This is a genomic window from Nocardioides sp. cx-169 (genome assembly GCF_021083605.1).
GTDB lineage: Bacteria > Actinomycetota > Actinomycetes > Propionibacteriales > Nocardioidaceae > Nocardioides.
On the sequence record NZ_JAJNRO010000010.1, the window covers coordinates 68,690 to 82,285 of the forward strand.

The 13,596-nt window shown below is 73.8% G+C and carries 9 protein-coding genes; 5 read left to right on the forward strand and 4 right to left on the reverse strand.

Features of this window, described 5'->3' with window-relative positions; genetic code table 11:
• Positions 1-122 precede the first annotated feature (122 nt).
• Both LRP67_RS15525 and LRP67_RS15530 read left to right on the forward strand, forming a co-directional pair.
• Entirely contained in the window at positions 123-587 is a 465-nt protein-coding gene (locus LRP67_RS15525; RefSeq protein WP_231271074.1) for a hypothetical protein, read from the forward strand.
• A 104-nt stretch (positions 588-691) separates the two neighbouring features.
• Positions 692-1,612 carry a DUF2510 domain-containing protein gene (locus tag LRP67_RS15530; RefSeq protein WP_231271075.1) on the forward strand — a complete coding sequence of 307 codons (921 nt, stop codon included), beginning with the start codon at positions 692-694 and terminating at the stop codon, positions 1,610-1,612.
• Here LRP67_RS15530 and LRP67_RS15535 read toward each other — a convergent pair whose 3' ends face one another.
• The 3 genes from LRP67_RS15535 to adhP form a co-directional block, all read right to left on the reverse strand.
• The gene (locus LRP67_RS15535) at positions 1,613-2,662 is read right to left on the reverse strand and encodes a 5'-3' exonuclease H3TH domain-containing protein (protein WP_231271076.1); all 1,050 of its coding nucleotides are present in this window, start codon (positions 2,660-2,662) and stop codon (positions 1,613-1,615) included.
• A 34-nt stretch (positions 2,663-2,696) separates the two neighbouring features.
• Positions 2,697-3,296, reverse strand: a complete 600-nt coding sequence (locus LRP67_RS15540) for an HPP family protein (RefSeq protein ID WP_231271077.1) — start codon at positions 3,294-3,296, stop codon at positions 2,697-2,699.
• Positions 3,297-3,450: 154 nt separating this feature from the next.
• Positions 3,451-4,467 carry an alcohol dehydrogenase AdhP gene (gene adhP, locus LRP67_RS15545; RefSeq protein ID WP_231271078.1) on the reverse strand — a complete coding sequence of 339 codons (1,017 nt, stop codon included), beginning with the start codon at positions 4,465-4,467 and terminating at the stop codon, positions 3,451-3,453.
• A gap of 188 nt (positions 4,468-4,655) precedes the next feature.
• Here adhP and LRP67_RS15550 point away from each other — a divergent pair, with 188 nt between their 5' ends.
• From LRP67_RS15550 to LRP67_RS15560, 3 genes are all read left to right on the forward strand, one after another.
• Positions 4,656-7,337: a GNAT family N-acetyltransferase gene (locus LRP67_RS15550; protein WP_231271079.1), complete on the forward strand. Its 2,682-nt coding sequence runs from the start codon at positions 4,656-4,658 to the stop codon at positions 7,335-7,337.
• 127 nt (positions 7,338-7,464) lie between these two features.
• Positions 7,465-9,996: a cation-transporting P-type ATPase gene (locus tag LRP67_RS15555; protein WP_231271080.1), complete on the forward strand. Its 2,532-nt coding sequence runs from the start codon at positions 7,465-7,467 to the stop codon at positions 9,994-9,996.
• Entirely contained in the window at positions 9,993-12,401 is a 2,409-nt protein-coding gene (locus LRP67_RS15560) for a phosphoketolase (protein WP_231271081.1), read from the forward strand. Before LRP67_RS15555 ends, LRP67_RS15560 begins: the two co-directional genes overlap by 4 nt.
• Here the strand turns inward: LRP67_RS15560 and LRP67_RS15565 are convergent.
• Complete coding sequence (locus LRP67_RS15565) at positions 12,372-13,595, reverse strand: acetate/propionate family kinase (RefSeq protein WP_231271082.1); 1,224 nt, start codon at positions 13,593-13,595, stop codon at positions 12,372-12,374. The genes LRP67_RS15560 and LRP67_RS15565 overlap by 30 nt on opposite strands.
• Position 13,596: the final 1 nt, after the last annotated feature.

The window sequence follows — 13,596 nt, forward strand, 5'->3', positions numbered from 1 at the left end:
GCCAGACCTTGAGGACTCCTTGAGGTGGCCCCCAGGGCCCCCTTGAACATCGCTCGCCAGACTGGTGCCATCACCACCACACCCCCGCCTGACCTGGCGAACCCACACCTTGGAGCCCACCGATGACCCGGTCCGACACCCTGCGCCGCGCAGTGTCGCTGACCCTGGCGGTCCTGTGCCTCCTCGTCGTCCCCCAGCTGGCGTTCGCCCGCTTCGCCGACAGCCGCGCGCCGGTGATGACGGTGGGCGCCGCGAAGCTGGTGAAGCCCTCCGCCGTGACCGGCACCTACACCTGCCGGATCGGGTTCCTCACCGAGGGCGTGGACGTCAACGTCACCGGCTTCGCGGACCCCCGGCAGCCGGCGGGCGTGTCGTTCGTGTCTACGCTGTATCGCGGCAACACCCAGCGTGCGGTGGCCACCGAGACCACCAAGCGGGTCTCGCTCACCACCGGGCTGCAGCTCATCGACGTCGGCGCTACGTCGTACCGGCTCACGATCGTCACCAAGCTCGGCGGCTGGACCGCCGAGGAGTACTCCAAGACGATCAACTGCGGCACCTGGCTGCCCGGCAGCGGCGCCCTCTGACCTGCACGCGGAGACACACCGGCGTCCGGCCCACCCGTGCCATACCGCACCGGGCGTGTGATGATGCGCCTCACTGTCGTCGTCCCGCCGTCGAGGAGAAGCCCATGAGCGACCCGAACCAGCCCAGCACCCCGGCCGGGTGGTATCCCGACGGCCACGGCAACCAGCGGTGGTGGGACGGGACCGGGTGGACGGAGCACACGATGCCGGCAGCGGGCGCGACGCCGCCGGCGTCCGCGCCCCCGCAGCAGCCGGACCCGGGCGCGACCGTCGTCGCCTCGCCGCGTGACCCCGAACCCGCCACTCCGCCCGCGGGTGCACCCTCGGGCCCCCCGCCCTCGAGCCCGCCCTCGAGCCCGCCCCCCTCAGGCCCGCCGCCCTCGGCGCCGCCGACCCAAGGCTGGCAGACGCCTCAGCAGGCCGACTACGCCCAGCAGGGCTATTCCCAGCAGGGCTACCCGCAGCAGGGCTACCCGGGCCAGCAGCCCTGGCAGTCGCAGCCGCAGGGCGGCTCCGGCGGCGGCGGCAAGGGCAAGGGCAAGCTGATCGCCCTGATCGGGGGTGGCGTGGCACTGGTGGTCGTCCTCGGCCTGGTGCTGTTCCTCGTCCTGGGTGGCAGCAGCGGTGCCCAGGGCGCGGCGGAGGACTATCTCAACGCCCAGGCGGACGGAGACCAGCAGAAGGTCTGCGAGCTCAGCACCAAGGACCTGATGGAGAGCACCTTCGAGCTCTACGAGGTCGACAACTGCGGTGATCTCGCGAAGAAGATCGAGGAGAACGAGGACTTCGAGGAGTTCCGCGCGGTCCTCGACGACGTCGACGCCGAGTTCGAGATCGAGGACGCCAAGGAGGACGGGGACAAGGCGACGGTCGACTACTCCGCCACCCTGGAGTACACCGGAGACGACGAGGAGAAGTTCAAGGAGCTCATCGGCTCCGACGAGACCAAGAGCACCGAGAAGGGCACGCTGACCTTGGTCAAGGAGGACGGCGACTGGCTGGTCTCAGAGGACAACGGCGACTAGTCACCGCTCCTGTACGACGACGGCCTCCGGAGCAGTCCGGGGGCCGTCGTCGTAGGAGGCCGGAGGCTCGGTGAGCACGCGCAGGGCGAGGTCGGTGGTGGCCGGGACGCCGAGGTAGCCGACCACCTGGGCGACCCGGTCGGGGTCGAGCGGCAGCAGGCCGGGTGAGCCGGGGACGTCGGGGGTCAGCCCGAGGTCGAGGTCGGTGCGCCCGGCCATGATCTCGAGGTTGAACTCGAAGCGTTCGCGGGCCCCGGGGGCCGTCAGTCGCTTCAGCAGCCCGGGACCGATGCGCCGCAGACCCTCCTCGTCGCAGTAGGAGTCGAGCGCGGCGACGAGGTTGGCGCCCGCGCAGTGGTCGATGTCGGCCCACACGGAGCGCATCGAGCCCATCTGGCCGAGCAGGACCGGGGCGGTCTTCTCGCCGATCCCCGGCACGCCGGGAAGGTTGTCGCTGGTGTCCCCGCGCAGGGCGGCGTACTCCAGGTAATGCTCGGCCGCGATGCCGTACAGCGTGCGCAGCCGGGCCGGGTTGAGCAGCGGGGAGGCGTTCACGCCGCCGTCGATCAGCCGCAGCACGCGGGTGCGCGCGCTGATGTGGGCGAAGGAGTCGCGGTCGGAGGTCACGATCACGCAGTCCCAGCCCGCGGCCTCGGCCCAGGTCGCGGCGGTGGCGCTGACGTCGTCGGCCTCCAGTCCGGCCGGCGTGACGGTGTGCAGGCCGAGCGCGTCCAGGAGGGCGGCGGAGCGCTGGAGCTGGTCCACCAGGGCGGGGTCCTTCTCGCGGCGGCCCGCCTTGTACGCCGGGTAGGTCTCGGTCCGCACCGAGGCGGTCCGGTCGTCGAAGCCGAAGACCACCGCGTCGGGGGCGAACTGGTCGATCACCTCCAGGATCTGCCGCACCATCCCGTGCAGCGCCCAGGCGGGCCGGCCGCCCCGGTCGCGCAGCGCGGTCGCCACGCGGGCGTGGTGGTTGCGGTGGAGCAGGGAGGGGGCGTCGACGGCGAGCAGCAGCCGGGGCTCGCGGACGGAAGGGTGGGAGGTCGGCATGGCGTGCGGCCAGCCTAGAGGCGCCGCCCGCCGGTCAGGGCTGCTGGTCCACCCGGACCTCGATGACGCCCCCGACGCTGCCGGCAGTGACCCGGGCGATGGCCGCCTCGCTGTGCCCGCGGGGCCCGCTCAGCTCCACGACCCCGTCCTGCACCTCGACCAGCCAGCTGTCGTGGCCCAGGGAGCGCATGAGCTCGGCGACCTCGGCCTCGATGGCGCTGTCCGCGCGGGCGAGCAGGCGGACGACGTCGCTGCGGCTGACGATGCCCACGACGCGCTCGTTGGCGTCGACGACCGGCAGGCTCTTGACGCTGGTCGAGGTCATGAGCTCCACCGCGTCGGCGAGGTCGTCGCGGCCGCGCACGGACACGGCGTGCGGCGTGTAGACGTCCGCGACCGAGTCGGGCGCGCCGGTCCGGTCGCGGGGCAGCGGGGTCTCGCGGAGCCGGGGGTCGCGGGCCACGGCCTCGCGGATCAGGTCCGCCTCGCTGACCATGCCGCGGATGCGGCCGGCCGCGTCCACCACGGGCAGCGAGGTGACACCGTGGTCGGCGAGCAGGATCAGCGCGTCCTTCACCGAGCTGTCGATGCGCACGGTGACCGGCTCGGCGGTCATGACGTCCTGGACCAACATGGCGGCTCTCCGTCCCGGTGGCCGCACGAGCCGGCCGTCGGCCGGTGGCGGAGCCACACTCTTCGTGCCTCCAGCCTGGTGCGCGTGCCGCGGCCGGGACAGGGACCAAGGTCCTCAGGGGCACGGCCTCAGGTCACCGCCGCCCCCGCGGGCGTCACAGCTCGAACACCAAGCGGGCGGGTGCACGGCCGGCGAGCACCTCCGCCACGCACTCGTTCACCTCGTCGAGACTGCGGCTCTCCGCGATCACCCGGGTGCGCCCCAGCGCGTGCAGGTCGAAGACCTCGGCGAGGTCCTGCCGGGTGCCCACGATGGAGCCGATCACCGAGATGCCCTTGAGGACGGTCGGGAAGATCGGCAGCGCCATGGGGCCGTCGGACTCGGGCGGGAGGCCCACGCACACCAGGCGCCCGCCGCGCCTCAGCGACTCGAAGGCCTGCTCGAACACCCGGGGGATCACCGCGAGCACGATCGCGACATCGGCGCCGCCGAGCTCCTCGATGGCGGCGACGGGGTCGGTCTCAGCCGCGTTGACGAGGTGGTCGGCACCCAGCTCGCGGGCGAGGTCGAGCTTGGACTGCTCGACGTCGACGGCGATGACCGTCCCTCCCACGATCCTGGCGTACTGCAGCGCCAGGTGGCCCAGCCCGCCGATGCCGAAGATCGCCACCCGCTCGGTGGGCTGGATGCGCGCGACCTTGATCGCCTTGTACGTCGTGACGCCGGCGCAGGTGAGCGGGGCGGCGTCTTGCGGCGTGATGCCGTCGGGCACCGCCACGGCGTACGCGGCGTCGGCCACGGCGTACTCCGCGAACCCGCCGTCGATGGAGTACCCGGTGTTCAGCTGCTCCTCGCACAGCGTCTCCCAGCCGCTCACGCAGTAGTGGCAGTGCCCGCAGGCGTGGCCGAGCCAGGGCAGCGCCACGCGGTCTCCCACGGCACGGTTCGTGACGCCCTCGCCGAGGGCCTCGACGATCCCGACGCCCTCGTGCCCGGGGACGAACGGTGGGGTGGGCTTCACCGGCCAGTCGCCGTGGGCGGCGTGGATGTCGGTGTGGCACAGGCCCGAGGCCTCGATGCGGACCAGGACCTGCCCTGGGCCGGGAGTGGGGACCGGGACGTCCTGGATCTCGAGCGGCTCGGTGAAGCTGGTGACGACGGCGGCCTTCATGGCGGTGCCTCCTGCGCGGGGCGATTGCTGCTTCGGGCACTCCAGTCTGGTGCCGGGAGCGGGCACCCGGCAGGGCCGTAGGACCCACCCCCCGCCCGGCTCGGAGGACCCGGGTCCTTGGTCCCTCGGACCGCCATCCGGCCCGCGGCCGTGCCAGAGTGCGATGGAGCGTGGAGGAGGGAGGACCCATGAGCGTCGATGCTGTCGCTGACGGTCCGGCGCCCGCGGACGTGCTGCTGCGCGACGGGAGCGTCGCAGTCATCCGTCGCGCCGCCGCCGCGGACCGCGACGCCCTGAGGGCCCTGCACGACGACGTCTCCGACGCCAGCTTCCGGTTCCGCTTCTTCTCGACCGGCCGCAAGGCCGGGCACCTGTACGTCGCGCACGTGCTGGAGGACCCCGCCTGCTTCGCGCTGGTCGCGGAGCGGAAGGGGCGGCTGGCGGCCCTGGCCACGGCCGAGCAGATGGAGCCGGAGGTGGCCGAGGTGGCCTTCCTGGTCGCCGAGGAGTTCCACGGCCTGGGCCTGGGCAGCCTGCTGCTGGAGCATCTGGCTGCGGCGTGCCGGGACCGCGGGACGCGCCGCTTCGTAGCGGAGGTCCTCGGTGACAACACCGCGATGCTGCGGGTCTTCGTCGACGCCGGCTTCACCGCCAGGCGCGAGTTCGAGTCCGGTGTCGCCCATGTGGAGATGGACACCACCGCCTCCGCGGCCGCCGTGGAGGCCGCCGACCAGCGCGAGACCGAGGCCGAGGCGCGGTCCCTGCACCCGCTGCTGTACCCCCGCAGCGTGGCGGTCGTCGGCGCCCGTCGGAACGGCACCGGCGTGGGCTCTGCCATCGTCAGGTCGATCGTCGCGGGCGGCTTCGCGGGTCCGGTGCACGCCGTACATCCCCAGGCGCACGAGATCGAGGGGGTCCCTGCCCACCCGCGCGTCGTCGACGTACCCGGCGGCGTGGACCTGCTCGTCGTCGCTGTCCCGGCGGCGGGTGTGGTCGCGGCGCTGGAGGACGCCGCCGCCGCGGGTGTCCCGAGCGCGGTGGTGGTCTCGTCCGGTTTCCAGGAGTGGGGCCCGGCCGGCGCACGGGCCGAGGGCCAGATGCTGGCCCTGGCGCGCCGCAGCAGTATCCGGATCGTGGGGCCCGACTGCCTGGGCATCCTGGTGAACCACGCCGACCTTCGCCTGCACGCGACCTTCACCGGCGCCGTCCCGCCCCCGGGCGGACTCGCCGTGGCCTCGCAGTCCGGGGGCGTGGGCATCGTCCTCACCGACGTGGCGCGCCGGCTCGGGCTCGGGGTCGGCACCTTCGTCTCGCTCGGCGACAAGGCCGACGTCTCCGGCAACGACCTCCTCGCGGCCTGGCGCGACGACCCGCGGGTGAGCGCCGCGGCGCTGTATCTGGAGTCGTTCGGCAACCCGCTGAAGTTCGCGCGGTTCGCGCGCCGCTTCTCGGAGGCCAAGCCGCTCCTGGCCGTCGTGGGCGGCCGGTCCAGCGGCGGGCGGCGGACCGGGGGGTCGCACACCGCGGCGGCGGCCACGCCGGCCGTGGCCGTCTCAGCGCTCTTCGCCCAGGCCGGCGTCGTCAGCTGCACCAGCGCGGAGGACATGGCCGAGGCGGCCCTGGTGCTGACCCAGCAGCCGCTGCCGTCCGGAAGCCGCGTGGCGGTGCTCAGCAACGGCGGGGGACTGGGGGCCCTGGCCGCGGAGGCGGCGGAGGGCTGCGGCCTGGTCGTTCCCCAGCCGGGCGCCCGCCTGCGTCGCCGTCTGGCGCGCCACGTCCAGGGGGCCACCGGCGCGGCCAACCCGGTGGACGCCGGCGCGACCGCGACCGCCGCCGGGCTCGGCGCGCTCGCGGAGGAGCTGCTGCGCGCCGACGACGAGGTGGACGTGGTGCTGGTGGTGCTGGTCGCCACGGGCGTCGGGGACGCCGACGCCGCGCTGCGGGCCGTGGCCGAGGCCCGTGCAGGGCATCCGGACCGGCCGCTGGTGCTGGTCGCCATGGGCGGGCTCGAGGTGCCCGCCGACCTGCCCGGCGTGACCGTGCTGCCCAGCATCCGGGCCGCGGCGGAGGCGTTGGGGCGCGCCGTCCGTTACGCCGAGTGGCGCCGGTCCCCGCGTGACCAGGCCCCGCCCGTGGACGCCGCCCGCGCGGAGCGCGCCCGTCGTACGGCGCAGGAGATCCTGACCGCCAGGGGCGAGGGCGGCCACTGGCTCGATGCCGAGGAGCTCGGGGTGCTGCTCTCGGACTACGGGTTGGCTCCCACGGGCCGGGTAGCGCACGGGCTGCGCTCCGCCGAGCGCGCCGCTCGCGAGGTGGGCTACCCCGTGGTCGTCAAGGTCGCCGACCGCGACGTCGTCCACAAGACCGCGCGCGGGCTGGTGCGGGTGGGCCTCACGACGGCCCCCGAGGTCCGTGCGGCGGTCCGGGACTTCGAGCGGGAGCTCGGGCATCGCGGCTCGACGCTGCTCGTGCAGCCCCTGGCGAAGGGCGTCGAGGTGGCGCTCGGCGCGGTGCGCGACCCGGCGTTCGGACCACTGGTGATGGTGGCCGCCGGCGGGGTCGCGACGGAGGTCTGGGCGGACCGCGTGTTCCTGCTGCCACCCGTGAGCGCCGGTGACGCCGCACGGGCGGTGTCGATGCTGCGCGTCAGCTCCCTGCTGCAGGGCGACGTGGACGGGCTCGTAGACCTGCTGGTGCGCCTGGGGCGCCTCGCCGAGGACGTGCCCTACCTCGCCGAGATGGACCTCAACCCGGTCATGGTCGGCGAGGAGGACTGCGCGCTCGTGGACGTGAAGGTGCGCCTCGAGCCCGCCGCCCTCGTGGACTCCGGGATCCCGCGACAGCTGCGGGGTCGTCCGGCCGGCCACTAGCACTGCCGGGACCCGTCGCGCCGAGAGGCGAAAGGCCCGCAGCCTCGGGGTCGAACGGCACGTCTGGCCGAGCGTCCAGGGCCGTTTGGTGGAGGGGCCAGCCCGAGCGAGAGAGGGAGGCGGCGTCGTGACCATCACCGGTCTGTCGAGCGCGGAGGCGGCGGAGCGCCTGGCGACCTTCGGACCGAACCGGGCACCCCGTCCCAAGCCGCCCAGCCTGGTCTCCCGTGTGGGCGGGCAGCTGCGCGACCCGATGATCCTGCTGCTGCTTGGCGCCCTGGTCGTCGTCGCGGCCCTCGGCGACGTCGCGGACGCCATCATCATCGCGGCCGTGATCGTGCTCAACACCGCCATCGGGGTGGTGCAGGAGGTGCGGGCGGCCAACGCGATCGCGTCCCTCGAGCGTCTCTCGGCCCCCCACGCCACCGTGCTGCGTGACGGGGAGCCGGTGCGCGTCGACAGTGCGGACCTCGTGCCGGGCGACGTGGTCCGGCTGGAGGCCGGCGACGTGGTCCCGGCGGACGGGTCGCTACTGGAAGCAGCGGCGTTGCAGGTCGACGAGGCCGCGATGACCGGCGAGTCGGTGCCGGTCGCCCGGGGCGTGGACGAGCCGCTCCTGTCCGGCACCGTCGTGACCCGCGGGCGCGGGCTGGCCGAGGTGACCAGCACCGGCGCCGACAGCGCCCTGGGGCGCATCGCCGCCGCCATCGCCTCGGCGGGTGTCCGGCCGACCCCGCTGCAGCAGCGGCTGTCGACCCTCTCGCGCCAGCTCGTCGGGCTGACGCTGGCGCTGGCGGCACTGGTGTTCGTCCTCGGCCTGCTGAGGGGAGAGGGCGCCGCCGAGATGGTGGTCCTGGCCGTCAGCCTCGCGGTGGCGGCCATCCCGGAGTCGCTGCCGGCGGTGGTCTCGGTCGCGCTGGCGCTCGGGGCCTACCGTATGGCGCGTCAGTCGGCCCTCGTCCGCTGGCTCCCGGCCGTCGAGACGCTGGGATCGGTCACCGTGCTGGCCTCGGACAAGACGGGCACCCTCACCGAGGGCCGCATGGTCGTCCAGCAGCTGTGGACCCCCACCGGCGCGTCTCGGGTCACCGGCCACGGGTACGACGTCGCCGGGGAGGTGGTCGGCGACGACGAGCCGGAGTCGCTGGCGCTGCTGCTGCGCGACGTGGTGCTGTGCAACGACGCCCGCCTCACGACCGCGGAGGACGGACAGTGGGGGATCGTCGGCGACCCCATGGAGGCGGCCCTGCTGATCGCGGCGGCCAAGCACGACGCCGACCTGCTGCGGCTCGGCTCGCTGTGGTCACGGGTCGACGAGGTGCCGTTCGACGCCAGCCTGCAGCGCATGATCACGGTGCACCACCGCGACGGGGCCTGGCTGACGGTCTGCAAGGGCGCACCCGAGGTGGTGCTGGACCTGCTGGCCGACACCGACGTCGCTCAGCGGGCCCGGGCGGCCGCCGAGGAGTTCGCCGGCAGGGGCTTCCGGGTGCTGGCGGTCGCCGACACAGCGGGGGCCTCGCAGCCGGCCCGGTCCGAGCTCGACGACGGGCTCGTGCTCCGAGGGCTCGTGGCCATCTCCGACCCCCTCCGGGCCGACGCGGCCGGCGTCGTATCCGCTTGCGCGGACGCGGGGATCCGGACCGTCCTGATCACCGGGGACCACCCGGCGACGGCGCGCGCGATCGCCGACGAGCTCGGCATCCGCAGCGCGACGCAGGAGGTGGCCGACGGCGACATGGTCAAGCGCGGCGAGCACGTGGCGGCCGTCGAGCGGATCGGGGTCTACGCCCGCACCCATCCCGAGCAGAAGGTCGACATCGTGGCGGCCTGGCAGGACCGTGGCGAGGTCGTCGCGATGACCGGCGACGGGGTCAACGACGCGCCGGCGCTGCGCCGGGCGGACATCGGCGTTGCGATGGGCGAGCGCGGTACCGAGGTCGCGCGCCAGGCCGCCGACGTGGTGCTGGCCGACGACAACCTGCGCACCGTGGTCGTCGCCGTGGGGGAGGGGCGCCGGATCTATGCGAACATCCGCATGTTCTTGCGCTACGCCCTGGCGGGCGGGCTCGCCGAGGTCGTCGTGATCCTGCTCGGGCCCTTCCTCGGCCTGGCCGTGCCGCTCGGGCCGGGGCAGATCCTGTGGATCAACATGCTCACCCACGGCGTGCCCGGCGTCGCGTTCGGTGGCGAGCCGCTGGACCCCGAGGCGATGCGCCGCCCGTCGCCGCCGCCGCAACAGTCGGTCCTCGGGCAGGGCCTGTTCGGGCAGATCCTCCTGGCCGGAGCCCTGATCAGCATCGTCTCGCTCGCCGCCGGCCTGCTGGCTCCCGAGGCGCGGGTGCAGACCTGGGTGTTCGTGACCCTCGGCCTGGCCCAGCTGGGCGTGGGGCTCGCGATCCGTGCGCCCCGCGCGGGCGTGACCTGGCGGGGGCGCGGTCTCGAGGCCGCGGTCGCGCTCGCCGCGGTGCTCCAGGTCCTCGCGGTCACGTGGTCGCCCCTGCGCAGCCTGCTCGGCACGGACACCCTCTCGTGGTCGGATGCGGCTACCGTGCTGCTCCTGAGCGTGGTGCCCGGCGCCGTGCTCGCCGCCCAGCGGCACCGGCAGTCGCGGCGCCGCGTCGCACCGACGTCCCTCGCCTCAGGAGGAAGCGCATGAGCGAAGCCGACACCGCCGCTGTCGTGGAGGAGCTCGCGCGGCTCTCCGAGGGCGAGCTGGCCTCCGTGGACGCCTGGTGGCGGGCCAACAACTACCTCACGGTCGGACAGATCTACCTGCAGGCCAACCCGCTGCTGCGCGAGCCCCTGCGCCCCGAGCACATCAAGCCCCGACTGCTGGGCCACTGGGGCACCAGCCCCGGACTGGCGATGCTCTACGCGCACGCCTCCCGGCTGATCCGGCGTACCGGCCAACAGATGATCTACCTCGCCGGTCCGGGCCACGGCGGCCCGGCGCTGGTGGCCGCCGGCTACCTCGAGGGCACCTACAGCGAGGTCTACCCCCACATCTCGCCGGACGAGGAGGGCCTACGCCGGCTCTTCCGCCAGTTCAGCTCGCCCGGCGGCATCCCGAGCCATGTGTCGGTCACCACGCCGGGATCCATCCACGAGGGCGGCGAGCTGGGCTACGTGCTGGTGCATGCGTTCGGCGCGGTCATGGACAACCCAGACCTCGTCGCGCTCGCCGTGGTCGGCGACGGCGAGGCGGAGACCGGGCCCTTGGAGGGCTCGTGGAAGGGCATCTCCTTCCTCAACCCGACCCGGGACGGCGCGGTGCTGCCGGTGCTGCACCTCAACGGCGCCAAGATCGCCGGGCCCACCGTCCTGGCACGCAAGGACCCCGCAGAGGTCCGCAGCCTCCTCGAGGGCCACGGCTACGAGGTGGTCGAGGTGGAGGGCGACGACCTGCCGGGGATGCACCACCGCGTCGCGGCCGCGATGTCGTGGGCGCTGGGGAGCATCCGCTCGATCCAGGAGTCCGCACGCTCCGGCGACTGGGACGGCCGCCGGCCGCGATGGCCCCTGGTCATCCTGCGCAGCCCCAAGGGCTGGACCGGTCCGGACCAGGTCGACGGCGTGCAGGTCGCCGGCACCTGGCGCTCGCACCAGGTGCCGCTCTCGGGCGTGCGCGACAACCCCGAGCACCTCGCCCTGCTCGAGGGCTGGCTGCGGTCCTACCGACCGCAGGAGCTGTTCGACGACGACGGCTCACTCAGCGACCTGGTGCTGGACGCGAACCCCGAGGGCCCCCTGCGGATGAGCGCCAGCCCGCACGCCAACGCGGGCAGTGGCTCCGGCGAGCTGGTGTTGCCGGACTTCCGCGACTACGCCCTCGAGTTGTCGCACCCGGCGCGGCACCGAGCGGAGTCGACGCGGCGGCTCGGCGCGATGCTGGCCGACGTCTACCGGCTCAACCCCCACGACTTCCGCCTGTTCTGTCCCGACGAGACCAACAGCAACCGCCTTGGCGCGGTCTTCGAGGTCTCCGACCGGTGCTTCGCCGAGACCGCCTTCCCCGACGACGTCGCGCTCTCCCGCGACGGGCGCGTCATGGAGGTGCTCAGCGAGCACAACTGCCACGGCTGGCTCGAGGGGTACACCCTGACCGGGAGGCACGGCCTGTTCGCGACGTACGAGGCCTTCGCGATGGTCAGCGCCTCGCAGACGATCCAGCACAGCAAGTGGCTCGAGGAGGGGGCGCAGCTGCCGTGGCGGCGCTCCGCCCCCAGCCTGAACGTGCTGCTGACGTCGACGGCCTGGCGCAACGACCACAACGGCTTCTCCCACCAGGGGCCGGGGCTCATCCAGAACGTCATCACCCAGCGCGGGTCGGTGTCGCGCGTCTACCTGCCGCCGGACGCCAACTGCCTGCTGTCGGTGGCCGACCACGCCCTGCGCTCGCGCGCCTACGTCAACCTGATCGTCATCGACAAGCAGCCGCAGCTGCAGTGGCTCTCGATCGACGAGGCCATCGAGCACTGCGCCCGCGGTGCGGGGGTCTGGGAGTGGGCCGGCACGGATGACGGATCCGCCGACCCCGACATCGTGCTGGCCTGTGCGGGCGACGTCGTGACGATGGAGACGGTGGCAGCGGCGGCGATCCTGCGCGAGCGCCTGCCCCAGCTCAGGGTCCGGGTCGTCAACGTCGTCGACCTGATGACGCTGCCGCGGCCCAAGGACCACCCGCACGGCATGGGCGACACCCTCTTCCGCGAGCTGTTCACCGACCACGTCGACGTCGTGTTCGGCTTCCACGGCTATCCCGGTGCCGTGCACCAGCTCGTGCACGGACGCCCGGACGCGGACCGCTTCCACGTCCGGGGCTTCATCGAGGAGGGCACCACCACCACGCCGTTCGACATGGTGGTGCGCAACCGGGCCTCGCGCTTCGACCTGGTGATGGACGCGATCAACAACGCCCGGCGCACGCCGACCGGGGCAGCCGAGCTCAAGGAGTGGTGTCGCGCCCAGCTGGACCTGCACGCCGCCTACGTCGTCGAGCACCTCGAGGACCTCCCCGCCGTGCGCGACTGGTCACTGGGGGACTGGGCCGAAGACGGCTGAGCGCGCCTCGCGGGCGACCTGGGCCCCCTCGTCGGTGGGGACGACGAGGACCGGGGTGCCTCCGGCGTCGATCCGTGCCGGCCGGTCACCGCCGACCGCGGCCGCGTTGGCGTCCGGGTCCAGCTGCAGCCCGAGGTGCGCCAGCGGCGCGATGACCTCGGCGCGCAGCGCCGGATCGTGCTCGCCGACCCCGGCGGTGAACACGACGGCGTGCAGATCGGGCAGCTGGCCGAGGTAGGACGAGAGCAGTGAGCGCAGGCGGTGCGAGTAGACCTCCAGGGCGAGCACCGCCTCGGCGTCGCCCGCGTCGGCCCGCTCGCGCACGCGCCGCATGTCGGAGTCGCCGCAGAGGCCGAGCATCCCGCTGCGGTGCTGCAGCAGGTCCTCGACCTCGTCGGGAGGCAGGCCGGTGCGGCCCAGGTGGAGAACGGCCCCCGGGTCGATGCTGCCGCTGCGGGTGCCCATCACCGCGCCGTCCATGGGCGTGAACCCCATCGAGGTGTCGATGCTCCGGCCCTCGCGCACCGCAGTCACGGACACGCCGTTGCCGATGTGGCAGGAGACGAGGCTGACCCGGTCGGCCGGGACGCCGAGGACGTCCGCCGTACGGGCTGTGACGTACTGGTGGCTGATCCCGTGGAAGCCCCAGCGGCGCAGATGGTGGCGGCGCGCCAGCTCCTGCGGGATGGCATAGGTCGAGGCGGCGGCGGGCAACGTGGCGTGGAAGGCCGTGTCGAACACGACCACCTGGGGGAGGCCCGGCCACAGGGAGTCGACGGCTCGGATCCCGGCCAGGGCCGCGGGGTTGTGCAACGGTGCGAGCGCGGCGGCGCTCTCGATGGCCTCGAGCACCGCCTCGTCGACGACGGCGGGGCGGCTCAGGTCGGGGCCGCCGTGGACGACGCGGTGGGCGACCGCCCCCAGTGCCTCCAGGCCCGCCCAGTCGTCGCGCAGGACGTCGAGTACGACGTGCAGCGCGGCCTCGTGGTCGCCGGCCTCGACCTCCTGCACCGGACCGCGATGCCCGGTCAGGGGCGGGTCGTGGCGCAGCCTGGCGGTCCCCTGGCCGACCCCCTCCACGAAGCCCGTCGCCACGCGGACCGGCTCGGCGTCGCCGGCCCAGGGCGCGAACAGGTCGTACTTGAGCGAGGACGAGCCGCAGTTCAGCACCAGGAGCTTGGCCGAGCCGGTCACG